This is a genomic window from Cupriavidus sp. FW305-26 (genome assembly GCF_058787975.1).
The window spans coordinates 1-26,176 of the sequence record NZ_JBYTAH010000036.1 but is presented as its reverse complement, the minus strand read 5'-3'; the positions used below and the strand labels follow the sequence as shown (position 1 = coordinate 26,176).

The following is a 26,176-nucleotide window of genomic DNA, read 5'->3' as shown; positions in this document are numbered from 1 at the left end:
GCCATGACCACCTTCCTTTATGGCGGGCATGTCCATGCCAACGGCATTCGCCAGCACTTCCTGCGCTATGGTGGAAACGACGGTGAACGTGCCGCGCGCGATCCCGTGATCATCGTGCCGGGCATCACCAGCCCGGCAATCACCTGGGGCTTCGTCGGCGAGCGCTTTGGCGCCAGCTTCGATACCTATGTGCTGGATGTGCGCGGGCGTGGCCTGTCGTCGGCCGAGGCCGGGATGGACTACAGCCTCGACGCCCAGGCCCGCGACGTGGTGGCCTTTGCCGAGGCACTTGGCCTGCGCCGCCACAGCGTGGTTGGCCATTCGATGGGCGCGCGCATCGGCGTGCGCGCCGCGGCGGGCCGGCCTGGCGGCCTGGCCAGACTGGTGCTGGTCGACCCGCCGGTGTCGGGGCCCGGGCGCCGCGCGTATCCTGCGCAACTGCCGTGGTATGTGGATTCCATCCGCCTGTCGCGCCAGGGCACCGACGTGGAAGGCATGCGCCGCTTCTGCCCGACCTGGACCGACGAGCAGCTGCGCCTGCGCGCCGAATGGCTGCATACCTGCAACGAAGACGCCGTGGTGCGCAGCTTTGAGGATTTCCATCGCGACGACATCCATGCGGATCTGCCCCGGGTCAAGGTGCCGACGCTGCTGATGACCGCCGGGCGTGGCGACGTGGTGCGCGCTGAAGACGTGGCGGAGATCCGCACGCTGCTGCCGGGGGTGCTGGTCAGCCACGTTGCCGGGGCCGGCCACATGATCCCGTGGGATGACGAAGCGGGCTTTTACGCGGCGTTTGGGGATTTCCTCGGCGCGCCGCTTACGCAATGACAAGCAAGGAGGCGACATGCCGGTAAGTGACCACCAGATGATCGAGGCCTGGCGCAAGGTGCTGAAGCTGTCGCGGCTGGAGCCGGGGCAGACTGTCACCATCCTGACCAGCGCCGCGACCCACCCGCAGACGCTCTCCACCGCGCTGATCGCCACGCAGGCGATGGGTGCCATCGTCAACCGGCTCGACCTGCCGCCCGTCAACGGCGAAAAGGCGCTGAGCCGCGACGCGCTGGCCTACCTGGGCACGACCCCGCTCACGGGCAACCGGGCCGCGATTGCCGCGCTCAGGGAAAGCGACCTGGTGCTGGACCTGATGACGCTGCTGTTCTCCCCCGAACAGCACGACATCCTGAAGGGCGGCACCAAAATCCTGCTGGCCGCCGAGCCGCCCGAGGTGCTGACGCGCCTGGTGCCTTGCGAGGCCGACCGCGAGCGCGTCAAGGCCGCCTCCGAGCGGCTGGCCCGCGCCAAGGAGATGCATGTGGTGTCGCCGGCCGGCACCGACCTGCGCTGCCCGCTGGGCGAGTTCCCGGCCATCAGCGAGTATGGCTTTGTCGACGAGCCCGGGCGCTGGGACCACTGGCCCAGCGGCTTCGCGCTGACCTGGCCCAACGAGGGCGCTGCCAATGGCACCATCGTGCTGGAGCGCGGCGACATCCTGCTGCCGCAGAAGACCTACGTCACCGAGCCGGTCATGCTGACGGTGGAGGGCGGCTTTGCCACGCGCATCGAAGGCGGCCTGCACGCCGAACTGCTGAGCGAGTACATGGCCTCCTTCAACGACCCGCAGGCCTATGCCATCTCGCATATCGGCTGGGGGCTGCAGCCGCGCGCGCACTGGTCCACGCTGGGGCTGTACGATCGCGAGGCCACCATCGGCATGGACGCGCGCGCGTTCGAGGGCAACTTCCTGTTCTCGCTCGGCCCCAATAACGAAGCCGGCGGCAGCCGCACCACGGCCTGCCATATCGATATTCCCGTGCGCAACTGCACCGTGCGCCTGGACGGCGTGGATGTGGTGAGCCGCGGCAAGGTCATGGATGGGTTCCGCTACCCGGAGGAGAAGTAGCCATGCACAAGGAGATCGGCGCGTACCAGCGCCAGGGCTTCGGCAACGACCTGGAACTGGCGGGCCCGTTCGGGCTGCTGGTGGTCGATTTCGTCAACGGCTTTGCCGACCCGGAGGTGTTCGGCGGCGGCAATATCCGCGAGGCCATCGCCAACACCGTGCCGCTGCTGGCCGTGGCACGGCGCGAAGGCTGGGCGATTGCGCACAGCCGCATCGTCTTTGCGGACGATGGTTCGGACCACAACATCTTTTCCATGAAGGTGCCGAACATGCTGTCGCTGAAGGAGCGCGAACGCAACAGCGCCATCGTCGAAGAACTGGCGCCGCGGGTGGGCGAGCTGGTGGTGCGCAAGACCGTGCCGTCGGCGTTCTTCGGTACGTCGCTGGCCGCCTGGCTGACGCAGCGCGGCGTGCGCACGCTGGTGGTGGCCGGCGCGGTGACCAGCGGCTGCGTGCGCGCCAGCGTGGTGGACGCCATGCAGTACGGCTTGCGGCCGCTGGTGCTGTCGGATTGCGTCGGCGACCGCGCGCTTGGACCGCACCAGGCCAACCTGTTCGACATGGAGCAGAAATATGCGACGGTCACCACGCGCGCGGAAGGGCTGGCGGCCATCGGGGTGCGCGAATGAGCGCTTGCATGAATCATCGGGACGGATAAAACAATGACATCGTCGATGGAACCGGATCATTCGGAAGGAGGGCGCGGCCAGGGTGTGGGAGCCCGGGTGGCGCGCAAGGAAGACGCCAGGCACCTGCACGGCAAGGGCCGCTTTGTCGCGGACATCGCCATGCCGGACCTGCAGGAGGTGGCCTTCCTGCGCAGCCCCGTGGCGCATGCCAGGCTGTTGTCCGTGACCAAGCCCGCGCGCCACGCGCAAGCGGTGATCGTGCGCGAGGACATGGCGGCGGCGCGGGACATCGTCGCGGATTCGGCGTTCCCGTCCTACCAGCCGTCGGCTCAGGCGCCGCTGGCCAGCGGCAAGGTGCGCTTTGTCGGCGAGCCCGTTGCCATGGCCTTTGCCCCCACGCGCGCCGAAGCCGAGGACATCGCCGAGCAGGTGGTGGCCGAGTTCGACGAGCTGCCCGCGCTGACCGACGTGGCGCAGGCCCGCCAGCTCGCTGGCGAGGTGCGCGTGCACGAACACTGGCGCGATAACACCTTCCTGACGCTGAATCTCGACAAGAACTTCGAGGCGCGCCAGCGCGAGGCCTCCGTCGTCGTTCACCGCAAGGTCAACCTGGCGCGCCAGTGCATGGTGCCGATGGAGGGCAAGGCGGTGCTGGCCTACTGGGACCACCAGTTCGACCAGCTGGTGGTGTACAGCGCCACCCAGGTGCCGCATATGATCCGGACCATCCTGAGCCATTGCCTGGACCTGGACCAGGCGCGCGTGCGCGTGATCTCGCCGGACGTTGGCGGCGCCTTTGGCTACAAATGCGTGCTGCAGCAGGAAGAGCTCTGTATCGCCTGGCTGGCGCTGACCTACAAGCGGCCGTTCCGCTTTATCGAGGATCGGCGCGAGCACCTGACCGCCGGCGCCAACTCGCGCGAGCATCACTACGAGCTTACCGCCTATGCCGACAAGCGCGGCCGCCTGCTGGCGCTGGACGCGAACATCGCCATCGACGGCGGTGCCTATTCGGTCTGGCCATTCACCATCGGGCTGGAGCCGGGGCAGGCGATCGGCAACCTGCCCGGTCCCTATGCCTTCGACGGATACCGCTGCGAGACTACCTGCGTGGCCACCAACAAGCCGGGTTTCGTGCCGTATCGCGGTGTGGCCCGGACCGGCGTCTGTTTCGCCATGGAGCTGATGATCGACGCGATCGCGCGCGAGGTGGGACGCGAGCCCTGGGAAGTGCGCGTTGAAAACCTGGTGCCGCCGCAGGCCATGCCTTACGTCAACGTGACCAACAAGCACTTCGACGGCGGCGACTACCCGGCCAGCGTGCGCCAGGCGATGGAGATGATCGACCTGCCCGCGATCCGCGCGCGGCAGCAGGCGGGTCCGCAGGGCAGCCGCTATGTCGGCGTGGGCTTTGGCACCTACACCGAGCAGTCGGCGCACGGCACTTCCGTGTTCGCGGCCTGGGGCACGCCGGTGATCCCCGGCTTCGACTCGGCGACGGTGCGCATCACGCCGGACGGCGGGCTGGAGGTGCGCGTCGGCGTGCACTCGCACGGGCAGGGCATGGAGACTACCTTCGCGCAGATTGCCCACGAGATCCTGGGCATCGACATCGGACGGATCAAGCTGGTGCACGGCGATACCGGACTCACGCCGTTCTCCACCGGTACCTATGCCTCGCGCTCGCTGGTGATGTCGGGCGGCGCGGTGTCGCGGGCGTGCAAGGCGCTGCTGCCGCGGCTGCAGAAGATTGGCGCGCATATGCTGGGGCAGCGGGTGGAGGCGGTAACGTTTGCAGCCGGCGCGGTTCGTGCGGGCGATGCCGACGCCATCGACATCGGCCGTATTGCCGACGCCTGGTACATCAATCCCCACCTGCTGCCGCCCGATGTGGATGCGCAAGGGCTGGAGGTCACCATGGGCTTCAAGCCCGCGGTCGACACCGGCAGCTTCACCTACGCCACGCATGCGGTCGCGGTGGAAGTCGACACCGATTCCGGCCATGTCGAGATCCTGGACTACGTGGTGGTGGAGGACTGCGGCACCATGATCAATCCGATGGTGGTCGAGGGCCAGACCTATGGCGGCGTGGCGCAGGGCATCGGCACCGCGATGTTCGAAGAGATGCGCTATGACGGCAACGGGCAGCCGCTGGCTTCCACGCTGGCGGACTACATGCTGCCCGGGCCGACCGAGATTCCGTCGATCCGCATCCATCATTTCGAGACGCCGTCGCCGCATACGGAATTCGGCGCCAAGGGCATGGGCGAGGGCGGTGCCATCGCACCGCCGGCGGCGATCTTCAACGCGGTGAACGACGCCTTGCGCGGCTTCGGCGTCGAACTTCAGGAGACGCCGCTGACCCCGAGAAAGATCCTTGAAGCGCTGGATGCGGCAGTGGCCGGCGCACAGAGCAAGAAGGCAGCCTGACCGATGAAAGCCGTCGCTTTTTCCTATCATGCGCCCGGCTCGCTGCCGGACGCGCTGGCCCGCCTTGGCGCGGGCACCGACGTGGCCAAGACCATGGGCGGAGGCCAGTCGCTCGGCCCGATGCTGAACCTGCGGCTGACCCGTCCCGACACGGTGGTCGATGTGTCGGGGCTGGCCGAACTGCGGCAAGTCGCGTCCACCCCCGATGGCATCCGCATCGGCGCCTGCGTGACCCATGCGCAGATCGAGGACGGCGTGTTCGCGCCGCTGCAGGGCACCATGCTGCAGGCCGTGGCGGGCGGCATTGCCTACCGCGCGATCCGCAACCGCGGCACCGTTGGCGGCAGCCTGGCCCATGCGGACCCGGCCGCGGACTGGGTCGTGGTGATGACCGCGCTGGGTGCGCGCATCGAGATTGCATCAGGCACCGGCACGCGCGAGGTGCCCATGGAAGCCTTCATGATCGGCGCCTACACCACGGTGCTGGCCGATGGCGAGCTGATCGCCGCCGTGCGCGTGCCGCACGCCACCGCGCACAGCCGCTGGGGCTACCAGAAGCTGTGCCGCAAGACCGGCGAGTTTGCCGAAGCCAGCTGCGCCGCGTACTTCGATGCCAGCCGCCGCTTCGCACGCATCGTGCTCGGCGCGCTGGACGGACCGCCGGTGGTGCTGCCCGGCCTCACGCGCGCGGTCGCCGCGCAAGGCGCCGCGGCGCTCACCGCCGGTGCCGTGGACGAAGCGGTGGCGCAGGCCGCGCCCGGCAAGGACGCCATCGACCGCAAGCTTTACCGTACCGTCGTGATGCGCTGCGTCACGCAAATGCTGAACTGAGGAGCGCCCGTGCAGACCATCGAATTCAATGTCAACGGCCGCCGGGTTTCCGGCGCGTGCGCGGACCGGACGCACCTGGGCGACTTCCTGCGCGACACGCACCGGCTGACCGGCACCCACCTCGGCTGCGAGCACGGCGTGTGCGGCGCCTGCACCGTGCTGCTCGACGACAAGCCGGTGCGTTCGTGCATCACCTTCGCGGCTGCCTGCCAGGGCGCCGACATCGTCACCGTCGAAGGCTACCAGGACGATGCCGTGATGGCCGGCCTGCGCGCGGCGTTCAACCAGCACCACGCGCTGCAGTGCGGCTTCTGCACGCCGGGCATGCTGGCGACCGCGCGCGACATCGTGCTGCGCCTGCCCGACGCCGACGACGCCACCATCCGTCACGAGCTGTCGGGCAACCTGTGTCGCTGCACCGGCTATATGGGAATCGTCGCCGCCATCCGCTCGGTGCTGGACGCACGCCGCGCGACAGCCGGCGTGATTGCGCGGCACGCCGCGGGCGCGGCGCCGGCCGAAGCGCCGTTCACCGGTTTTGCCGTTGCGGACGAAGCGCTCGGCACGCTGCCTCACCTGGCCGCGGGCACCGGCGCCGAGGCGGAACGGTCAGCCGACCGCAAGGGCTGGTCGCGCATCGAAGGCGGCTTCACCGTCCCCTATGCGCTCGACGCGGTATGGGCCTTCATGGCCGACCTGCCGGCCGTGGCAGGCTGCCTGCCGGGTGCGGTGCTCACTGAAATGGAGGGGGAGAAGGTCAAGGGCCATATCGCCATCAAGTTCGGCCCGATGTCCGCCAGGTTCGAAGGCGCCGCGCGCCTGCAGCGCGACGACGCGAACAAGCGCGGCGTGCTGAAGGGGGCGGGGCAGGACTCGCTCAGCAATTCCAAGGCCGCGGGCGACATCGCCTACCAGCTGAAGGCGCTTGCCGCGCACGAGACCGAGGTTGCGGTCGACCTGCAGTATTCGCTGCAGGGGCCGCTGGCGCAGTTCTCGCGGTCGGGGCTGGTGCGCGATTTCGTGCGGCGCATGATTGCGGATTTCGGCAAGTCGGTGGCGCGCCGGATGGACCCGACGCTGAGCGATGCCGAACGCAACCAGGCGGTACGCCTCAATCCCGCGGCGATGTTCTTCGGCGTGCTGTGGGAGCGGGTCAAACGGTGGTTCGGCGCCCGCTGAACCCGCCCTCCGGGCTGTCGCAACCCTTGCCCGCGTCAGCCCGGATGCACTACAACCAGTAGTGCGGTGGCAGTGGTCTTGCCGCCATTGGAGATCGCATGTGCGACATCGGCCGCATAGCGCGCGGTCTCGCCGTGCCTCAGCTTCTTTTCATCGGCACCCGCGCGCACTGTCATCGATCCGCTCAGCACAGACAGGTGTTCCTGGGTGCCGGCCTCGTGTGGCTCGGAGGCCAGCACGCCGCCGGCCTGGATGGTCAGCTCATACCACTCGAAGCGCCCGGCCAGGTCGATCGGGCCCAGGATGCGCAGGTCGCAGCGGGTATCAGGGCTTTTCAGCGACGGGATCGCGTGCGGCTGGACCACGGTGATGCCGCCGGCGGGGCGCTCAGCGGCGCCTCCGGCGAGGAAGTCCGTCAGGTTCACCCCAAGCGCATTGGCCAGGCGCCACAGCACCGCCACGGTGGGGTTGGCCAGGTTGCGTTCGATCTGCGACAGCATCGACTTGGAAACCCCGGCACGGCGCGACAGTTCATCGAGCGACAGCCGTTGCTGCTGGCGCAGCGCCTGCAGCGCCATGCCGACGGCGGGCGGGCCATCGGCCTGCGGGGTCTGGGCGAGGGCTTGCGTCATGGATTAATGTTCGTTATATTGCGCAAAATGTTCGATATACAGAACGTGTTCGATTTATCGATCGAATCCTAGCATATTCCTCGCACACCAACGGGAGCCAAGCCATGTCGAATGCCGAGGCATTCTATGCATCCATCCGTACCGAACTCGAAAGCATCCGCGCGGCGGGGCTGTTCAAGAACGAGCGCGTGATCGCCACGCCGCAGGGTGCGCGGGTGCGCACCACCGACGGCCGCGAGGTCATCAACCTGTGCGCCAACAACTACCTTGGCTTGTCGTCGCACCCGCAGGTGATCGAGGCCGCGCATGAAGCGCTGCGCACGCATGGCTTCGGGCTGAGCTCGGTGCGCTTTATCTGCGGCACGCAAGACCTGCACAAGACGCTGGAGGCGCGGCTGTCGGCCTTCCTCGGCACCGAGGACACCATCCTCTATGGCTCGGCCTTCGATGCCAATGGCGGTTTGTTCGAAACGCTGCTGGGCGCGGAAGACGCGGTCATCAGCGATGCGCTCAACCATGCCTCGATCATCGACGGCATCCGCCTGTCCAAGGCGCGCCGCTACCGCTACCAGCACAACGACATGGACGACCTGCGCGTGCAACTGGAGCAGGCGCGGGCCGACGGCGCGCGCTACACGCTGGTGTTTTCCGACGGCGTGTTCTCGATGGACGGCACCGTGGCGCGGCTCGACGAGATGCGCGCGATCTGCGACGAGTACGGCGCGCTGCTGGGCATAGATGAATGCCATGCCACCGGTTTCATGGGCCAGCGCGGGCGCGGCACGCATGAGGCGCGCGGCGTGTTCGGCAAGATCGACATCATTACCGGCACGCTGGGCAAGGCGCTGGGTGGCGCCTCCGGCGGCTTCACCAGCGCGCGCAAGGAAGTGGTGGCACTGCTGCGCCAGCGTTCGCGGCCGTATTTGTTCTCCAACACCGTGGCGCCGGCCATCGTGGGCGCGTCGATCGCGGTGCTCGATATCCTGGAAGCCAGCACCGAGCTGCGCGACCGGCTGGAGGGCAATACCAGGTTCTTCCGCGCGGGACTGGACCGGTTGGGCTTCGACGTCAAGGCGGGCGACCACCCGATCATCCCGATCATGGTCTACGACGCCGACAAGGCGCAGCAACTGGCGCAGCGCCTGCTGGAGCTGGGCGTGTACGTGGTCGGCTTCTTCTACCCGGTGGTACCCAAGGGCCAGGCGCGCATCCGCGTGCAGATGAGCGCGCTGCATGACGAGGCCGCGCTGCAGGCGGCGCTGGATGCCTTCGGCCAGGCTGGCCGTGAACTGGGGCTGATCTGATGGAAGCTGGCAAACCGAAGATCCTGATTGTCGGCGCCAACGGCCAGATCGGGTCTGAACTGGCACTGGCGCTGGCCGAGCGCTACGGGCGCACCAACGTGATCACCTCCGACGTGGTGCCCACCGGCCGCCATGTGCACCTGACGCACGAGATGCTCAACGCCACCGACCGCGGCGAGCTGGCCACCGTGGTCGAGCGCCATGGCATCACCCAGGTCTACCTGCTGGCCGCCGCGCTGTCCGCCACCGGCGAAAAGGCGCCACAGTGGGCCTGGAACCTCAATATGACCAGCCTGCTCAATGTGCTGGAGCTGGCGCGGCAGACCGGGCTGGAGCGGGTGTTCTGGCCAAGCTCGATTGCAGCCTTCGGCCCGACCACGCCTGCCGGACAGACACCGCAGAAGACCGTGATGGAGCCCACCACGGTCTACGGCATCTCCAAGCAGGCGGGCGAGGGTTGGTGCCGCTGGTATCACGCCAACCACGGCGTGGATGTGCGCAGCGTGCGCTATCCGGGCCTGATCTCGCACAAGACGCCACCCGGCGGCGGCACCACCGACTATGCGGTCGACATCTTCCATGCGGCGGTGACGGGCGAGCCCTACACCTGCTTCCTGAAGGAAGACGAAGCCCTGCCGATGATGTATATGCCCGATGCGATCCGCGCCACCATCGAACTGATGGAAGCCCCGGCGGACAAGCTGAGCGAGCGCGGCAGCTACAACATCGCCGGCATGAGCTTCACGCCCGCGCAGATCGCCGCGGCCATCCGCGAGCAGGTGCCGGGCTTCCAGATCCGCTATGAACCCGACTATCGCCAGGCGATTGCGCAGGGCTGGCCGGATTCGATCGATGATTCGGTCGCGCGCGCGGACTGGGGGTGGAAGGCCCAGTATGGACTGAAGGAGATGGTCGCGGACATGCTTGCCAACCTGAAGGCCACGCTGGCGGGCTGAAGCGCTATGGCCCCAATGGGAAGCGCGTGCGCGCAGTGGCTCACGGGATCAGGCCGCGCGCGCGCCCCAGAGCCACCGCTTCCGTACGGCTTTGCGCGCCCAGCTTGGCATGGATGCGGCGCAGGTGCGACTTGACGGTCAGCTCGGACAGGAACAGCTTCTGCGCGATCACCCGATTGCGGTAACCCGCGGACAGCATGCGCAGCACTTCCAGTTCGCGCCCGGTCAGCGGGTCGGGCTGGTGCGCCGGTTCCGCCGGCGGTTCTGCGGCCGGCTTGGTCGAGCCTGCGTCGGTACGCCGCTCGAGCAGGCTCGCGACAAAGGGCTCGGCCACGCCAAGCGCTGCTGCCTGTGCCAGATGGACACCTGCCCAGGCCCGCAGCAGCACGGCAACGCGTTCGCCTTCTTCCAGGAAGGAGCGCAGGAAGCCTTCATGGCTGGCCAGGCGCAGGGCTTCGGTCATTTCCTGCAGGGCGGCATCGCGCTGCTGCATGCCGTCGAGCGCGGTGGCGCGCAGGACGCGCAGCCGGATCAGGCGCCAGTAGCGCTGGCGTGCCAGTGCGGCGTCGATGGCGGCATCCAGCGCGGACAGCGCCGGCGCGATATTGCCGCGCGCTATGTCGAGCCGGCAGCGCGCGATGGAAGGCCGGTCGATGTCGTTGGCATGGCCGGTGGCGTCCAGCGCTTCCCAGCCGCCGTACAGGTCGGCCGCCTGCAACGCCTGCGATGCGGTTTCCAGCTTGCCTTCCAGCGTGGCGACGCGGGCCCGCTCCAGCCAGGCCGAGCACACGATGCGCGCGGTGCCGGACTGCTGTCCCAGTTGCTCCAGTTCAGCCAGGCGCTGCAGCCACTGGCCGCGGTCGCCGCGCGCCAGCGCAAGCCGCGCGCTCAGCACGTGACAGGCGATCAGCGAATCGGGCGGGCCGTTGCCCTTGCTGTAGGGCAGCGCATTGGCCAGCAGGCGCCCGGCCTCTTCCAGCGCATCGTGCTCATACAGCGCCAGTGCCCAGAACACGTCGCTGCCCGGGCTGTCGCCGGACGCGGCGCGCAGGCGCGCCAGCGCGTTGCCCAGGCGCCCCTGCACCAGGTCGATCACGCCCTCCAGCGTGTCGCTGAGGCTGCGTACCGGCTGGGGCTGCTGCGCGCGCAGCGTCGCCCGCGACAGCACGCTGCGCGCTTCGTCGTAGCGGTGCGTGCAGATCAGCGCGTAGGCCAGCGAATTGGCCAGGATGCGGTACTGGAAGGGCTCGTCGGGCGCCAGGCGGCGCAGGTGCGCGCCGGCGGCATCGCGGCAGGCCTCGACCTGGTCGGTCATGGCCAGCAGCACGCAGTGGATGGTCTGTGCTTCCACCCCCAGGCGCGCACGCTGGCTGTCGTCGCCGGGTTGCTCAAGTTCGGGCTGGAATGACGCCAGTGCGGCCATGGCTTCGGCGTGGCGCCGATTGAGCAGCAGCACCCACGCGCGCGTCAGCGCCAGCGCCGGTTGCCGCGCCAGCGTTGCGGGATGGATCTGCTCGAACCAGCGCAACAGCAGGCGCACCCGGCCCGTGCCCAGCAGCGAGTCGGACTGGCTGGCAATGGCGCTGAGCGCCTCGTCATGACGGCCCGCCTGCAGCAGGTGGTCCACTGCGGGGATCGGGTAGCCGTGCTCCAGGTACCAGTGCGCGGCGGCCAGGTGCAGCGGCGCGACCCGCTCCGGCGCCTGCACGGCCAGCCGGTGCTGCAGGAAGCTGGCAAAGAGCCGATGGTAGCGGTACCACGTGCGTTCGGCATCGAGCGGGAACAGCAGCAGGTTGGCGCGTTCGAGGTGATCCAGCATCGCGCGCGCGTCGGCGCGGCCGGTGAGGGCGTCGCATAGCGGCGCGCTCAGCTGCCCCAGCACGCTGGTTTCCAGCAGGAAGGCGCGGCACGCGTCGGACTGCCGCGCCAGGATGTCCTCGGCGAGGAATTCGCCCAGCTCCAGGTGAGTGCCGGAAAACACCGCGACGAAGGCGGCGTGGTCGCTGCACTGTTGCAGCGACAGCGCGGCCAGGTATATCGCGGTGGCCCAGCCTTCGGTGCGGCGATGCAGCGTGGCGATGTCGCTGTCGCGCAGCGGCAGGCCGCAGCGGCTGCGCAGCAGCTGCGCGGCCTCGTCGACGGAAAAATGCAGGGCGGCGGGCGGGATCTCCAGCAACTGCCCGCGCGCGCGCAGCCGGCCCAGGCCGATTTCCGGCGCGGTGCGCGAGCCGATCACCAGTATGCCGCAGGGCGGCATCGCCTCGATCAGCTGCTGCACCAGGTCCAGCGCCGGCAGGCTCTGCAAGGTCTCGAAATCATCCAGCATGATCGCGAACGGCTGCGCCGTGGCGCCCACCAGCCCCAGGATGCGCTGCGCCAGGCGCGGTCCGCTGGCCGGCTCCGGCGCTGCCGCGCCGCGCCGCTTGCCGCCGCGCAGCGCGTCCAGGCCGGCGTCCAGGTGGACCAGCAGCCGTTGCAGGTCATTGTCGCCCGCATCCAGGCGCAGCCACACCGTGGCTTGCTGCTGCGCTGCGCAATGCTCCGCGTATTGCTGCATCAGCGTGGTCTTGCCAAAGCCGGCCGCGGCCCGCACCAGGATCACGCGCGCAGCGCGGTCCTGCGCCATGCGCGCGACCAGGTGCGGCCGGCCGATCGTGGCGGGGTGCGCCACGGGGGGCGCGAGCTTGGAGGCGAGCACCGTCGGCAGCGGGCCGCCGCTCACGGCGTGGTTGGCAAAGGGATGCAATGCACTCTCCTGGGGGCGATGCCCGTCACCGCCACCCTGGCCCGCCTGTGGCAGACAAGATCATAAGTGCTGTATCGGGAATATTTTGGCGGGAGGGCATCAGGTCCGGGCGATTGTTCCACGGCCCTGAGGGTTGCGTCCTAGTTCGTTTGGACGATTCTGCCGGCTTGCCGAATTTCCTCCCTTCGATGGACGACAGCGGTGCCCGAGCCTCCTACATTGACCCGCACGCGCTTCCGGCAGCAGCCCGCAGAGGCTGGCCGGGTATGACACGGCGGGATGCCGGCACGGCAAGAGGCCGGCTGCCGGAGACGAGACACAGGAGACAAGGTATGCAGCAAGGCAGGCGCAGGGTTCTGCAGCAAATGGGTCTGGGCGTCGCGGGTGCGGCGCTGGCAGGGGTTGGGCTGGGTGCGCGCGCGCAGGGTGGTGCGGGGGTGGATTTCCCGGCACGCACGGTGCGCGTCGTGATGCCATACGCCGCGGGCGGGACCGGCGACGTGGTCGCGCGCATGGTCGCGGACGGCCTGGCCAAGGCATGGGGCAAGGCCGTGGTGGTGGACAACCGGCCGGGTGCCGGCGGCATGATCGGCGCGGACATGGTGGCCAAGGCAGAGCCGGACGGCTATACGCTGTTGTTCGCGCTGACCGGCCTGGTCCAGGCGCCGCTGCTGTACAGCAAGGCAAACTACAACGCAGTGCGTGACTTCGCGCCGATCTCTGAGCTGGCGACCTCCAACCTGGCGCTGGTGGTGCAGCCCGACGTGCCGGCGGCCAACGTGAAGCAACTGATCGACTACATCCGCAAGCTGGGCAAGCCGCTGCCGTATGGCAGCTACGGGCTGGGTTCCAGCGGGCATCTGCAGATGGAGGTCTTCGGCCGCAACGCCAGGGTTGAACTGACCCACGTGCCCTACAAGGGCGAGGGCCCGCTGGTCAACGACCTGCTTGGCGGACAACTGCCCGCCGGCATCGTGGCCGCGGTCACCGCGCGCACGCATGCGCGCGCCGGCAAGCTCAAGGTGGTCGCCGTGGCCGGGCAGTCGCGCTCGCCGCTGCTGCCGGAGGTGCCGACCTTCCAGGAGGCGGGCGTGCCCGGGCTGGAGCGCCAGGGCTGGCTGGGCCTGTTCGCGCCGGCGGCGACGCCGCGCGCCGTGGTCGACAAGGTGTCCGCCGACGTCAACCGCGTGCTGGCCAACCCCGAGCTGCACACACGGCTGGTCGATCTCGGCATCATCGTCAAGGGAAGCTCGCCCGCGGCGTTTGCCGATGTCGTGAAGGTGGAGCAGACCTACTGGGCTGAAGCGATCCGGGCGTCCAATATCCGCCTGGACTGACGCGGCCCCGGCAGGGCATGGCGGCAGGCAGGGCCGGCTGGTGCGGGCGCCTGCCTGCCGCGCGTTTACTGGTAGGTCACTACCACCACGTACGTGTCCGGCGTGCCGCGTTGCCCGGCACGGGCGGGCTCGACGTCCAGCCTTGCCACGCCGATGCGGGCTTGCCCGGTCATCCGGGCAGGCGACAACGGCAACGGCGCCGAGACGATCTGCCCCGACGGCTGCTGGCAGCTCGCCTGCAACTGTCCGGCGGACGGACGGAAGCCGCAGGACGGGTACGAGATTCCCCCAAGGAACGTAATGGTGCCGGTATGCGCGGCAGCGGTGCCGATACCCGCGGCTGCCAGAACGCCCACTGCGACCAGCCGGCCGGCAACGCCGGCGGCCTTCCTGCTGAGTTCGACCGTTTTCATGACTACCCCTCTCTCTTATTGTCAGCGTGGCGCCGAGACAGGGCGCCTCTGAGAACCGGCACAGTGCAGGCCCACGGATCCGCGCGTGGGCCATATTCATCATAGCGACGGTTTCAGAACATTCTTAAGAGTTATGACACTTCTGTGACAATTGAGCCTGGGGACGGCCGCTGCCCTATCGCAGGATCAGCCGCGAGCGGGCAAAGCCTGCATGGGTGCGCAGCGCCTGCATCAGCTGGTCTGACGGCACGCGGTCGAGGTCGGTGACCACATAGCCGGTGTGGCCGCGCGTCTGCAGGTGCTGGCCGGTGATATTCACGCCTTCCTGCGCCAGCAGCGTGTTCAGTGCCGCCAGGGCGCCCGGCGCGTTGCCGTGCACATTGAGCAGCCGCGCCGGCGCGTGCAGCGGGCCGGGATCGACCTCGGGGAAGTTGACGGCGCCGATGGTGCCGCCGGTGGCCAGGAAGTGCGCCAGCTTGGCCGCCACTTCGGTGCCGATATTCTCCTGCGCCTCTTCGGTGCTGCCGCCCACGTGCGGGGTCAGCAGTACGTTGGGCATGTTCTGCAGTTCGCTGACGAAAGGATCGTTGTTGGTCTTCGGCTCCTCCGGGAACACGTCGATGGCGGCGCCGCCCAGGCGCTTCTCGCGCAGCGCCGCGGCCAGCGCGGCGATGTCCACCACGCTGCCGCGCGAGGCATTGATCAGGATCGCGCCCGGCTTGCAGGCGGCCAGGATGCGCGCATCGATCATATTGCGCGTGCGCGGCGTGGCTGGCACATGCAGGGTCACCACTTCGGCCTGCGACACCGCCTCTTCCAGCGATCCCGCGGCGCGCGCGGAACCGTGCGAGAGCCGCGCCAGCACGTCGTAGTAGACCACGCGCATGCCCATCGATTCGGCCAGCACGCCCACCTGCGAGCCGATATTGCCGTAGCCGACGATGGCGATGGTCTTGCCGCGCGCCTCGAACGCGCCGGCGGCGCCCTTGGCCCACTTGCCGGCGTGTGCCAGGGTGTTCTTCTCCGGAATCCGGCGCAGCAGCATCACCGCTTCCGACACCACCAGCTCGGCCACCGAGCGGGTGTTGGAGAAGGGCGCGTTGAACACCGGGATCCCGGCCGTGGTGGCGGCTTCCAGGTCCACCTGCGAGGTGCCGATGCAGAAGCAGCCAATCGAGAGCAGCTCGGGCGCGCTGCGGATGTCGTCGGCGCGCAGGTGGGTGGCAGAGCGGATGCCGACCACGTCGTGGCTGGCCAGCACCTGGCGCAGTTCGGCACCGGCCAGGGCGCCGGTGCGGCGCTCGACCTGCAGGCCGGCTTCAGCCAGCCGGGCATTGGCGCTCTGGTGGATGTTCTCGAGCAGGATCGCAGTGGTCACGTTTGTTTTCCGCATGGAGGGTTGGCGGCGCTTGCCGCATCGCCACCATTCTGCGCGCAAAAGAGCCCGTGGACCGGGGAGTCCCTGCTGCCGGCAATGGCACCGGCTGCCTCGCTGGCGTCGCTTCAGCGCGAGTGGCGCGCGTCGCCGCCGAGCGGGTCGACGATGATCATGGTCTGGCGCAGCACGCCGGCATCATCGAAGTAGCAGCTGAAATGCGCGGTCTGCAAGCCATCCTTGTACATGCGCCAGGACCAGGCTTCACGCTTCATCAGGGGGTAGTACTGGATGGGCTCGCGCGGCAGGCCAAAGTGCTCCTGCACGTCCTTCTTGGTCCAGGTCCCGACCTGGGCGCGGTAGATCTCCGTCTCGGTCAGCATCTGGCGATAGTTGGTGAGCTTGCCGCCGGCGTCGAAATCGGCGGCATAGACCTGATGGCCAAGGGGCTGGCGCGACCAGATCCAGCGGCTGGTGCCGTCGGCGAGGCGGTAGGTCTCGGTGGGGGATCCGAATGTACTGCGTACGGCACTTTCCGGGCTGCCGATCATTTGCTTGCCGGTCTGTTCCGGCTGCAAGGTCGCACAGGCTCCGAGCGAGCCGAGCACGACAGCGGCGACGCACAGTTCGCCGATACACCGGGATGGCGTACGTGATTGCATGGCGCTCTCCTGCGGACGAGATGCCCGCATCCGGCCATTCTCCGTCCGCCAGGCCGGCCCGTGCAACACCGGCTGGTGCCGGGGGCAGGCGGGGCCGGCCGGTCAGTGCGGCGCCGGGCGCTGGCTCAGCAGCGGCCTTTCTTGGCTTGTCCCGGCGGGCAGAAGGACTCGTTGCCGTACGGGTCGACGCGGCAGTTGCCCTTCTTTGCCTGCCCCGGCGGGCAGCCTTGGGGGCCGCTGCCGTAGGTGTCATAAGGGGCTACCACGCAGCCACCCAGCAGTGCGCTGCAGGCGACCAGAAGGGCCAGAGCGGATTTCATCGCATTCTCCTTGTTGTGGGGGATTCCGTTTGCGACAGGAGAATAGATGGTGGCAGCGCCTTTGTCTGTAAGGAATAGTGAAAACGGGTCCGCTCAGGGTGAATGCCGGCTACTTGCCCGCGCCGCCGGCGGGGCGCTTCCCGGCTGGCCGGGGCCGGCGCACCGCACGGATCTTGCCGCTGTTGCCGCCGCCGCAGAAGAACTGGTCGCCGCCATCGGACTCCAGCCCCGACACGCTCGCGCCGGCCGGCATGGTGACCGATTCCAGCACCGCGCCCGATTGCGGGTCGATGTGCCGCAGCTCGCTCTGGTCACCTTCCCAGGTGCCGTGCCAGAGCTCGGCATCGACCCAGGTGACGCCGGTGACAAAGCGGTCGGACGTGATGGTGCGCAGGATCGCACCGGTCTGCGGATCGACCTGGTGGATCTTCCGCTCCCGGTACTGGCCCACCCACAACGTGCCTTCGGCCCAGGCAAGCCCCGAGTCGCCGCCGCCGCCCGGCGCGGGGATCGTGGCCAGCACGCGGCCGCTTTGCGGATCGATCTTCTGGATCCGGTCCTCGGCAATCTGGTACAGGTGCTGGCCGTCGAAAGCAGTACCGGCATGGGCGGCGACATCGAGCGAGCGCAGCGTCCTGCCGGTGACCGGGTCCAGGGCATTGAGCTTGTCTCCGCTGGCAAACCAGACCCGCTGGCCGTCATAGCTGACACCGTGGACGTTCTCGACGCCGGGGAAGGGACCATACTCGCGAAGCACTTCGGCTTGTGATCGTTTCATGCTGTCATCCTTTTGGTTTGGGGATGGCTACATGCTAGTCAACCGGCAGCGGCGAGGGGAGTAACAAGGTCGTCGTGAATCCCGGCACCGGCGGCGTCATCCAGCGGCGCGCACGCCCGTGGCCAAGGGACTGGATCTTGCCGGCTGCCGCCAGCGTTTCCAGTGCCCGCTGCACCGAGCGCTGGCTGGCACCCAGCGCCAGCGCGAGAGCGGAGCTGGACCATGACTCGCCATCGGCCAGCAAGGCGAGCACTGCCGCGTGCTTCTCTTCCACCGGCCGCGCCAGCACCACCACCTCGCGCGCGCGGTGCGGCACCAGCGCGAAGCCGCGCCCGCTTGCCGTGACGCCGGCAAATGCGCCAAGCACCGCGCGCAGCCGCCCGATCTCGACACGCAGCCGCGCGCGGTGCGATGCATCGGCGTGCCTGGTGCGGAAGGCGTGCGCGATCAGCGTGTCCCGGGGCACGTCGGCGGGCCAGGCCTCGGCCAGCGCGCGCGCCAGCGTGAACAACACCGGCCGCCTGGCGAGCGGGACCGTGGTGCCAGCGCAGCGCACGGCATAGCGGCACGCGTCCACGACCAGCGCTTTCGATGCCAGCAGCGCTTCGACTTCCTCAAGCAGCAGCGGCCGTTCCTCGCCGCGCGCGATGCGGCGTGCCGCGGGGCTGTGCAGCGCCTGGGCCGCGCTTTCGACCTCGGCGCGCAAGGATGGAATGCCGGCGCGCTGCGCCGCGTGCGCGGCCTGTGCCAGCGCGGTGCGCGCCGGCCGGGTCTGCACGCGCCGCATCGCGATGCCCGCCACGATCAGGGCATGGGTTGTGCGCAATGCGGGCGGGAAGGGAGTGGGGTCAAGCCCGGCAAGCGCCTGCTCGGCGTCGTCGATGCGGCCGATCAGCAGCAGCCGCCGGATCGCGAGATACCGCGCATGGGCGGCGTTGACCCAGTCGCCGTGCGCTTCAAGGGTGGCGCGCGCACGGTCCAGCGTCTTTGCCGGCCAGCCCAGGTCGCGCGAGGCAAAGGCGATTTCCGTTTCGGCCACCAAGCACCTGGCGCGCGCTACGGCTTCGCGCGGACCGAAGGCGCGCGCCGCGCTGCGCAACAGTGCCCGGGCGCGGATAAAGTCGCCCAGTTGCGCCATGGCGATGCCGCGCAACGCCAGCGCCGGCGGATCGTCGCGCAGGGCAACCCGGTTCAGCGCGCCAAGCGGATCACCCGCGGCAAGCGCGAGCGCCGCGGCGGCAATGCGTGAGTCCATCCGAATCCCGCCAGAAATCCCGCCACACTTGTCACTCCCACCGCTGGAAGCCGGCGCCTAATCTAGCACACGAACACCAACCAACGGAGGGATGCACGATGACCACACACAGCACCGGAACCCGTGAAGCATGGCTGGCCGCGCGGCGTGAACTGCTCGAGGCCGAGAAGGATCTCACCCGACGCAGCGATGAACTGGCACGGCAGCGCCAGGCCTTGCCGTGGGTTCGAATCGACAAGCCCTACCGGTTCGAGACCGCGGCGGGCAGCGCCTCGCTGGCAGACTTGTTCCAGGGACGTTCGCAACTGCTGGTCTACCACTTCATGTTCGGCCCGGACTACCAGGCAGGGTGCCCGTCCTGCTCCGCGATTGCGGACGGGTTTGACGGCTTTGCCGTCCACCTGGCGCATCACGACGTCACGCTGGCCGCGGTGTCGCGGGCACCGTTGGCGAAATTGCAGGCGTACCAGCGGCGCATGGGCTGGACCTTCCCGTGGGCATCGTCGCAGGGCAGCGACTTCAACACGGACTTCAACGTCTGGTTCAGCGAAGCGCAACAACGCCAGGGCGATATCGACTACAACTACCGGCGCGAGGCGGCATTCGCCTGGCGACCTGAACTGAAGGCCGGCGGCGCAGCGGCCGAGGCCCAGTTTGCTGCCATGTGCGGCACCGATGCCGCAACGTACCAGCGCGACCGGCCGGGCATGAGCGCCTTCGCGCTGGAAGATGGCGTTGTGTACCACACCTATTCCACCTATGCGCGCGGGCTGGATGGCCTGTGGGGCATGTACCAGTGGCTGGATCGCGCACCGCGCGGACGCAACGAGGCCGGGGTCTGGTGGCGCCGGCACGATGAATACGAGCAGGGCTGAGGCATTCCATGTCCATCGTACTCACCACGCACAGGCTGGCGCGCTCACGCGGCGCCGGCCCGCGCCTTGCCTTCTTTGGCATCGTGGCCGTGCTATTCATCGCCGGCGGGGCGGCGACACTCGCCTGGCATGCATCCATGCCGGCGATGAGCGCGATGCCGATGCCCGGCGGCTGGACCATGTCGATGGCGTGGATGCGGATGTGCGGCCAGACCTGGGCCCGCACGGCAATGGCCTTCCTCGGCATGTGGATCGCCATGATGGTGCCGATGATGCTGCCCTCACTGGCACCGATGCTGTGGCGCTACCGCCAGGCCCTGGCGACGGCAGGGCAGGTGCGCCCGGGCATGTCGACGGTATTGGCGGGCGCCGGCTACTTCTTCGTGTGGGGCATGGTGGGCCTCGCCGTTTTCCCGGTTGGCGCTGCGCTGGCGGCGATAGCCGTGCAGGCGCAGGGCCTGGCGCGCGCGGTTCCGCTCGCCACGGCGGTGGTCTTGGTGATGGCAGGCGTGCTGCAGTTCACCCCGTGGAAAGCACGGCAGCTTGCCTGCTGCACCAACGCAGCGGGCCGCACGCGCGCACTGCCGGCGGATGCCGGCTTGGCGTGGCGCCATGGCCTGCGGCTGGGCCTGCACTGCACCCGGTGCTGTGCGGGCCTGACCGCGGCATTGCTCGTCATGGGCGTGATGGACCTGCGCGTGATGGCAGCGGTGATGTTGGCGATGACGCTCGAACGATGGATGCCGGCAGGTGCGCGCGTGGCCAGGCTTGCGGTACGGCTTACCGGGGCCGTCCTGGTCGGCGTGGGCGTGGCTACGCTTGTGCAGGCAGGTTGGGGCGGATGACGGCGGGGTACTAGTGTCCTGTTCCGCAGATACCTTGCCATGAAATCGCCCAGTTGGCCGCCATGCGTCGCTGCTCGTCGTTGCCATAGCTACGGCTATGGCGCCTCCTCGCGCCTAGCCTGACGACCAACTGGACGATTTCACGTTGGCAAGCTATCCGCGGAACAGGACACTAGCCCAGCGCGACCGCGAACAGCGCCGCAATCAGCGGCCGCTCCTTGCGCACCTCCAGGCAGCACAGCGAATAATCGATCGACAGCAGCGGCTCGTCGACCGGCACCACCTGCAGGCCCGGCAGCGGGATGCATTCGATCTGCGTGACGAAGCTGATGCCCATGCCATTGGCCACTGCATGCAGGATGGCCTCGCGGCTGTTGATCTCCATCACGCAGTTCAGCGCCACGCCATGCTGTGCGCACGCGCGTTCAACCCGGAGCCGGGTCTTCGAGCCCGGCTCGCGCAGGATCACGGCTTCGCCGGCGACCTCCTGCACCGTGATCGAAGCGCGCGCGGCCAGCGGATGGCCGGCCGGCATCACGGCAACGATGCGCTCTCTCCGATACGGCGCGATATGCAGGCCATCGACCGGATCGGGCTCGGCCAGGATGCCGACGTCGATATCGAAATCCTGCAGGCCGCGCAGCACCGAGGCTTCCGAGCCGATGGTGACCGTCAGTTCCAGCGAAGCATGGGTGGAACGGAAACTACGCGCCAGCCCCAGCGCGATCGGCGGTGACACCGCGCCCACGCGCACCAGCCCGGTCTTGAGCTTGTGCGCGCTCTGCAGGAACTGCATGGCCTCTGCTTCCTGCCCGAACAAGCCCTGGGTGATGGCGTAGAGCCGCTCGCCGGTGTCGGTCAGGCGCACGGTGCGGCCTGCGCGCAGGAACAGCTCCACGCCGAAGCGCGTCTCCAGCGCCTTGACCTGGTCGGTCACGGTCGGCTGCCCGATATGCAGGTATTGCGCCGCGGCAGTAAAGCCGCCCGTCCGGGCGACCGCATGGAAGCAGCGGATCGACTTGTAGTACTGGTGGAACATGGGGTCTCGATGGGAGCTGGCCGCCGTTCTGCGCGGCGTGTGCGGCGAGTCTCCCACAGACGCGTGCCGTTGCGTACAGGGTTTCCCCGAGGCCGGCAGCGTGCCGGCGATCCATCGGTTTTGGCGCACCTCGCCGTCAAAGATGCGATTGGACCGGGGGTTTGGCGTCTCCCAAACTTCAGCCACCAGGAAACGCGGCTCAAGCCGCCGCCCAGGCTACCCAGAAAAGAAGTGAGGAGACCCCATGAACCATGCCTACCACAACCCCGTGTCGATCCATTGCGGGGCTGGCAGCCTTGACCGGCTCCCGGCCCTGCTGCACGGCCGGCGCGTCGTCGTCGTGACCTTTCCCGAAGCGCGTGCGCTGGGACTGGTGGCGCGGCTTGAAGCCCTGCTGGGCGCAGACCTTGCCGGGCTGATCGAAGACGTGCAGCCGAACCCGGATGTCGCCCAGTTGTCCGGCCTGTACAACCGCTTCTGGGAAGACGCCGACGCCTGCGACGCCATCGTTGCGGTCGGTGGCGGCAGCGCGATCGATACCGCCAAGGCGTTGATGGTAGGGACCAGGTCGGGCCGGTTCGATTCGCTGATCAGCCTGCTGGCGACCGGCAAGGCGTTCACGCCGGCGCAGGTCAAGCCGCTGATCGCGGTGCCGACGACTGCCGGCACCGGCAGCGAAGTGACGCCCTGGGCCACCATCTGGGACGCCGCGAACCAGAAGAAGTACTCGCTTCATCTGCAGGCAACCTGGCCCGAAGCGGCCATCGTGGATGCGGAGCTGATGATGTCGGTGCCGCGGGGCACCACGATCTCCACCGGGCTCGATGCCCTGTCCCACGCGCTGGAATCGATCTGGAACGTCAACGCCAACCCGGTTTCTGACACCTTCGCGATTTCGGCGGTGGAGGACATCTTCGACACCTTGCCGGAACTGGTGCGCAACCTGGACGACATTGGCCTGCGTGAGCGCATGGCGCTGGCCGCCCTCAAGGCCGGACTGGCGTTCTCCAATACCAAGACGGCACTTGCGCACTCCATCTCCTACGAAATGACGCTGCGCCATGGCCTGCCGCATGGCATCGCGTGCTCGTTCACGCTGCCGATGGTGCTTGAAAAGGCGTGGGCACGCCGGCCCGACCGCGACCGCACGCTGCAGCGGCTGTTCGGGCCGGTGCTGGGCGACGGGCAGCAGCGGCTGCGCGCCTTCCTGCAGGACCTGGGCGTGAAGACCGAGTTTGCCGACTACGGCGTCTCCGACGACGAGGCCGGCGCCATGATCGCGCGTGCGCTGGACGGCGCCCGGGGCAAGAACTTCATCGGCGCTGTGCCGGCCTAGTGGCACGACCCCCGGCCGACGGGTGCAGCCGGCCAACACGAGCCCGCAATACGGGCCGACAATACAAGAGGAGACAAAAATGGAAACTGCCGATCGCATCCAGGCAGGGGCGTTCGTCGCTCCGGCCGAGCATTCGTTCCGGCGCGCCCAGTGGCGCATGCTGCTGGCCGCGATGTTCTGCTACTTCTTCTTCTACACGGGGCGGCAGACCTTTGGCTTCGCCATTCCCGGCATCCAGCAGGAATTCGGGTTTTCCAAGGAAGCGCTGGGCTGGGCCTCCACCTGCCTGCTGTGGTGCTACGCCATCGGGCAGGCCATCAACGGCAACCTGGGTGACAAGTTCGGCGGCCGCCGCGTGATGACCGCCGGCGCGATCCTGTCGTGCGCGGCCAACTGGGTGGTCAGCTTCGCCGTCGGCTTCAAGAGCCTGGCGATTCCCTGGGGCATCAACGGCTACTTCCAGGCCCTTGGCTGGGCGCCCGGCAGCCGGCTGCTGTCGAACTGGTGGGGCGCCGAAGAGCGCGGCAAAGTCTACGGCTTCTACGTGTTCGCGGCCGGCTGCGCCTCGGTGCTGTCGTTCGTCACCTCGATCGTGGTCGTGAATATCCTGCACCTGGACTGGCGCTGGATCTTCCGCCTGCCGGTGCTGCTGATGCTGGTGGGCGGCATCACCTTCTTCCTGATCGTGCGCGAGCGGCCGGAAGACCTTGGCTTCAAGTCGCCCGATACCGGCGTTGCCAAGGCCGAGGGTGCGGAGAAGGCCACCGCAGTCGAGACCGATGCCGGCGAAAGCTCCTGGTCGCGCTACAAGGCCGTGCTGCGCAACCCGCGGCTTCTGATCGCGGGCCTGTCGATCGGTTTCCAGAATGCCGCGCGCTATGGCCTGATCGTCTGGGTGCCGGTCCACTTCCTGGGCAAGAACTGGAAGAGCGCCGAGACCCTGATCGACCCGGCCTGGATCTCGGTGGCGCTGCCGGTGGGCATGGCCTTCGGCGCGCTGTCCAACGGCTGGATTTCCGACCGCCTGTTCGGCTCCAGCCGCAGCAAGGCCATCATGCTCTACATGGTGCTGGGTGCGATTGCCTCGATGATCATGTACCAGCTGCCCACGGGCATGGGCGCGATCGTCGCGCTGTTCCTTGCCGGCTTCTTCGTGTACGGCCCCGCCTCGTCCTTCTGGGCGCTGTGCCCGGACCTGGTCGGCGCCAAGCGGGCCGGCACCGCCACCGGTATCCTGAACTTCTTCTCGTACCTGCTCGCAGGCCTGGGCGAACCCCTGATCGGCCGCATCCTGGACCAGTCCGGCAATACCTCGCTGGTGTTCCCGATCGTGGCAACCAGCTGCATCATCAGCGCCGTGATCGCGGCCTTCATCCGCCGCTGAGCGCGCCGGGCCGGCGCCTTGCCGGCCCGCCCGCGACGGCTGCATCTCCTTCCACACACTGCTCAAGACCCGAGAGGGCAAGCTCATGACCGCATTGCAAGCCATTGCCGAAATCCGCCACGAAGCGCTGCGCATCGCCGGCGAGAAGATCTACCGCGAAGACGTGATCGAGGTGACCTATCCGTACACCGGCGAAGTCATCGCCACCGTGCCGAAGGCCACGCTCGACGACGTGCGCCGCGCCTACCGCATCGCGCGCGACTACCAGCCCACGCTGACGCGCTATGAACGCTACAAGATCCTGATGCGCGCCGGCGAGATCATCGCCTCGCGCCTGGACGAGATCTCGCGCACCATCACGCTGGAATCCGGCCTGTGCCGCAAGGATTCGCTGTACGAGGTGGGCCGCGCCTCCGACGTGCTGCTGTTTGCCGCCAACCAGGCGCTGGTCGACGACGGCCAGGTGTTCTCGTGCGACCTGACCCACCACGGCAAGAGCCGCAAGGTCTATACGCTGCGCGAGCCGCTGCTGGGCGTGATCACCGCGATCACGCCGTTCAACCACCCGTTGAACCAGGTGATCCACAAGGTGGCGCCGGCGGTGGCCACCAACAACCGCATGGTGCTCAAGCCCAGCGAGAAGACGCCGCTGGCGGCCTACCTGCTGGCCGATATCCTGTATGAGGCCGGGCTGCCGCCGCAGATGCTGTCGGTCATCACCGGCGACCCGCGCGAGATCGCCGACGAGATGCTGACGCACCCGGACGTGGACCTGGTGACCTTCACCGGCGGCGTGCCGATCGGCAAGTACATCGCCGCCACGGCCACCTACAAGCGCCAGGTGCTGGAGCTGGGCGGCAATGACCCGATCATCGTGATGGAAGACGCCGACCTGGAAGAGGCCGCCACGCTGGCCGCCAGCGGCTCGTACAAGAACTCCGGGCAGCGCTGCACGGCGATCAAGCGCATGCTGGTGCATGAGTCGGTGGCGGACCGCTTTGTCGACCTGCTGGTGGCGAAGACCGAAGCGCTCAACTATGGCGACCCCATGGACCCGAAGGTGGACATGGGCACGGTCATCGACGAAGCCGCGGCGATCCAGTTCGAGGCGGTGGTCAATGAAGCGATTGCCGCCGGGGCCACGCTGCGCTACGGCAATATCCGCCGCGGTGCGCTGTACTCGCCGACGGTGCTCGATCATGTCGATCCCGAAATGACCGTGGCCAGGCATGAGACCTTCGGGCCGGTGTCGCCGGTGATCCGCTTCAGGGACATTGAAGATGCGATCCGCATCTCGAATGGCACTGCGTACGGGCTGTCGTCGTCGGTCTGCACCAACCGGCTCGACTACATCACGCGCTTCGTGCGGGAGCTGAAGGTCGGCAGCGTCAATGTGCGCGAGGTGCCGGGCTATCGCCTGGAGCTGACGCCGTTCGGCGGCATCAAGGATTCCGGACTGGGCTACAAGGAAGGCGTGCTGGAGGCGATGAAGAGCTTTACCAATACCAAGACGTATTCGCTGCCGTGGTAAGCGGCGGTGGCCCGTGCGCCGGGGGCGGCAGCGCAGTTCGTCCCTGCGCTGCCTGCCCCGGCGCGTAGTCTCTGCTGGTGTCTCCGGTAGCCGGGGCCAGGTGGGTTCTCCGGCACCACCACCCCGGATTTGGCCGCCTGAGCAGGCGGCTGCTTTGTTTTCAGGCGGCGCTGTCCTGCGCCGCATTCCTGTTTCCGAGCTTTCATGACAAGCATTCAATCCGTTGTGCACGAAGGGCGGATGTTCCCGCCATCCCGCCACGCCAGCGCCAAGGCCGCGATCCCCGGCATGGAGGCCTACCAGGCGCTGTGCGACGAAGCCGAGCGTGACTATGAAGGTTTCTGGGCGCGCCACGCGCGCGAGCTGCTGCACTGGACCAAGCCCTTCACCAAGGTGCTGGACCAAAGCAACGCACC

Annotated in this window: 24 protein-coding genes; 15 read left to right on the top strand and 9 right to left on the bottom strand. The window is 68.2% G+C overall.

Annotation, left to right across the window (positions count from 1 at the left end):
* Positions 1-3: 3 nt before the first annotated feature.
* From AC3WQZ_RS19575 to AC3WQZ_RS19550, 6 genes are read left to right on the top strand one after another with little or no spacing between them, the layout of a single operon-like run.
* Positions 4-831 (top strand): alpha/beta fold hydrolase, encoded by an 828-nt coding sequence (locus AC3WQZ_RS19575; protein ID WP_062804643.1) that lies wholly within the window; start codon positions 4-6, stop codon positions 829-831.
* A 16-nt stretch (positions 832-847) separates the two neighbouring features.
* Complete coding sequence (locus AC3WQZ_RS19570; RefSeq protein ID WP_010813499.1) at positions 848-1,903, top strand: 2,5-dihydroxypyridine 5,6-dioxygenase NicX family protein; 1,056 nt, start codon at positions 848-850, stop codon at positions 1,901-1,903.
* Positions 1,904-1,905: 2 nt separating this feature from the next.
* Positions 1,906-2,532 (top strand): N-carbamoylsarcosine amidohydrolase, encoded by a 627-nt coding sequence (locus AC3WQZ_RS19565; protein ID WP_010813498.1) that lies wholly within the window; start codon positions 1,906-1,908, stop codon positions 2,530-2,532.
* 33 nt (positions 2,533-2,565) lie between these two features.
* Entirely contained in the window at positions 2,566-4,962 is a 2,397-nt protein-coding gene (locus AC3WQZ_RS19560) for a xanthine dehydrogenase family protein molybdopterin-binding subunit (RefSeq protein ID WP_439672540.1), read from the top strand.
* A gap of 3 nt (positions 4,963-4,965) precedes the next feature.
* Complete coding sequence (locus AC3WQZ_RS19555) at positions 4,966-5,793, top strand: FAD binding domain-containing protein (RefSeq protein WP_010813496.1); 828 nt, start codon at positions 4,966-4,968, stop codon at positions 5,791-5,793.
* Positions 5,794-5,802: 9 nt separating this feature from the next.
* On the top strand, positions 5,803-6,972 hold the full coding sequence (locus AC3WQZ_RS19550; protein ID WP_058698600.1) for a xanthine dehydrogenase family Fe-S subunit: 1,170 nt from the start codon (positions 5,803-5,805) through the stop codon (positions 6,970-6,972).
* A 35-nt stretch (positions 6,973-7,007) separates the two neighbouring features.
* Here the strand turns inward: AC3WQZ_RS19550 and AC3WQZ_RS19545 are convergent, their stop codons facing one another.
* On the bottom strand, positions 7,008-7,604 hold the full coding sequence (locus AC3WQZ_RS19545; RefSeq protein ID WP_010813494.1) for a helix-turn-helix domain-containing protein: 597 nt from the start codon (positions 7,602-7,604) through the stop codon (positions 7,008-7,010).
* Between the two features lie 104 nt (positions 7,605-7,708).
* Here AC3WQZ_RS19545 and kbl point away from each other — a divergent pair, with 104 nt between their 5' ends.
* Positions 7,709-8,908 carry a glycine C-acetyltransferase gene (gene kbl, locus AC3WQZ_RS19540; protein WP_010813493.1) on the top strand — a complete coding sequence of 400 codons (1,200 nt, stop codon included), beginning with the start codon at positions 7,709-7,711 and terminating at the stop codon, positions 8,906-8,908.
* On the top strand, positions 8,908-9,864 hold the full coding sequence (locus tag AC3WQZ_RS19535) for an L-threonine 3-dehydrogenase (RefSeq protein WP_010813492.1): 957 nt from the start codon (positions 8,908-8,910) through the stop codon (positions 9,862-9,864). Before kbl ends, AC3WQZ_RS19535 begins: the two co-directional genes overlap by 1 nt.
* A gap of 40 nt (positions 9,865-9,904) precedes the next feature.
* Here AC3WQZ_RS19535 and AC3WQZ_RS19530 read toward each other — a convergent pair whose 3' ends face one another.
* Entirely contained in the window at positions 9,905-12,610 is a 2,706-nt protein-coding gene (locus tag AC3WQZ_RS19530; protein WP_492301093.1) for a winged helix-turn-helix domain-containing protein, read from the bottom strand.
* Positions 12,611-12,942: 332 nt separating this feature from the next.
* Between AC3WQZ_RS19530 and AC3WQZ_RS19525 the strand changes: the two genes are divergently transcribed.
* The gene (locus AC3WQZ_RS19525) at positions 12,943-13,947 is read left to right on the top strand and encodes a Bug family tripartite tricarboxylate transporter substrate binding protein (RefSeq protein ID WP_010813490.1); all 1,005 of its coding nucleotides are present in this window, start codon (positions 12,943-12,945) and stop codon (positions 13,945-13,947) included.
* Positions 13,948-14,012: 65 nt separating this feature from the next.
* Here AC3WQZ_RS19525 and AC3WQZ_RS19520 read toward each other — a convergent pair whose 3' ends face one another.
* From AC3WQZ_RS19520 to AC3WQZ_RS19495, 6 genes are all read right to left on the bottom strand, one after another.
* A complete protein-coding gene (locus tag AC3WQZ_RS19520; protein ID WP_010813489.1) occupies positions 14,013-14,360 on the bottom strand; it encodes a hypothetical protein in 348 nt (115 codons plus the stop codon).
* Between the two features lie 175 nt (positions 14,361-14,535).
* Positions 14,536-15,753, bottom strand: a complete 1,218-nt coding sequence (serA, locus tag AC3WQZ_RS19515) for a phosphoglycerate dehydrogenase (protein ID WP_011616822.1) — start codon at positions 15,751-15,753, stop codon at positions 14,536-14,538.
* Positions 15,754-15,863: 110 nt separating this feature from the next.
* Complete coding sequence (locus tag AC3WQZ_RS19510) at positions 15,864-16,397, bottom strand: hypothetical protein (protein WP_010813487.1); 534 nt, start codon at positions 16,395-16,397, stop codon at positions 15,864-15,866.
* A gap of 125 nt (positions 16,398-16,522) precedes the next feature.
* Positions 16,523-16,717, bottom strand: a complete 195-nt coding sequence (locus AC3WQZ_RS19505; RefSeq protein ID WP_010813486.1) for a lipoprotein — start codon at positions 16,715-16,717, stop codon at positions 16,523-16,525.
* A 109-nt stretch (positions 16,718-16,826) separates the two neighbouring features.
* Positions 16,827-17,495, bottom strand: coding sequence for a Vgb family protein (locus tag AC3WQZ_RS19500; RefSeq protein ID WP_010813485.1), 669 nt, complete (start codon positions 17,493-17,495; stop codon positions 16,827-16,829).
* Positions 17,496-17,529: 34 nt separating this feature from the next.
* On the bottom strand, positions 17,530-18,750 hold the full coding sequence (locus tag AC3WQZ_RS19495) for a helix-turn-helix domain-containing protein (RefSeq protein ID WP_492301092.1): 1,221 nt from the start codon (positions 18,748-18,750) through the stop codon (positions 17,530-17,532).
* A 98-nt stretch (positions 18,751-18,848) separates the two neighbouring features.
* Here AC3WQZ_RS19495 and AC3WQZ_RS19490 point away from each other — a divergent pair, with 98 nt between their 5' ends.
* Both AC3WQZ_RS19490 and AC3WQZ_RS19485 read left to right on the top strand, forming a co-directional pair.
* Positions 18,849-19,625 carry a DUF899 domain-containing protein gene (locus tag AC3WQZ_RS19490; RefSeq protein ID WP_492301091.1) on the top strand — a complete coding sequence of 259 codons (777 nt, stop codon included), beginning with the start codon at positions 18,849-18,851 and terminating at the stop codon, positions 19,623-19,625.
* An 8-nt stretch (positions 19,626-19,633) separates the two neighbouring features.
* Positions 19,634-20,470, top strand: coding sequence for a DUF2182 domain-containing protein (locus AC3WQZ_RS19485; protein WP_010813482.1), 837 nt, complete (start codon positions 19,634-19,636; stop codon positions 20,468-20,470).
* A 172-nt stretch (positions 20,471-20,642) separates the two neighbouring features.
* Here the strand turns inward: AC3WQZ_RS19485 and AC3WQZ_RS19480 are convergent, their stop codons facing one another.
* Positions 20,643-21,509 carry a LysR substrate-binding domain-containing protein gene (locus AC3WQZ_RS19480; protein ID WP_010813481.1) on the bottom strand — a complete coding sequence of 289 codons (867 nt, stop codon included), beginning with the start codon at positions 21,507-21,509 and terminating at the stop codon, positions 20,643-20,645.
* Positions 21,510-21,753: 244 nt separating this feature from the next.
* Between AC3WQZ_RS19480 and psrA the strand changes: the two genes are divergently transcribed.
* The 4 genes from psrA to AC3WQZ_RS19460 form a co-directional block, all read left to right on the top strand.
* Entirely contained in the window at positions 21,754-22,845 is a 1,092-nt protein-coding gene (psrA, locus tag AC3WQZ_RS19475) for an iron-containing alcohol dehydrogenase PsrA (protein WP_439669797.1), read from the top strand.
* Between the two features lie 79 nt (positions 22,846-22,924).
* Complete coding sequence (locus tag AC3WQZ_RS19470) at positions 22,925-24,229, top strand: MFS transporter (protein WP_010813479.1); 1,305 nt, start codon at positions 22,925-22,927, stop codon at positions 24,227-24,229.
* Positions 24,230-24,314: 85 nt separating this feature from the next.
* Positions 24,315-25,760, top strand: a complete 1,446-nt coding sequence (gene phnY / locus AC3WQZ_RS19465) for a phosphonoacetaldehyde dehydrogenase (protein WP_439669798.1) — start codon at positions 24,315-24,317, stop codon at positions 25,758-25,760.
* Positions 25,761-25,964: 204 nt separating this feature from the next.
* The coding region (locus AC3WQZ_RS19460) for an acetyl-coenzyme A synthetase N-terminal domain-containing protein (protein ID WP_492293764.1) at positions 25,965-26,176 on the top strand (212 nt) is incomplete at its 3' end.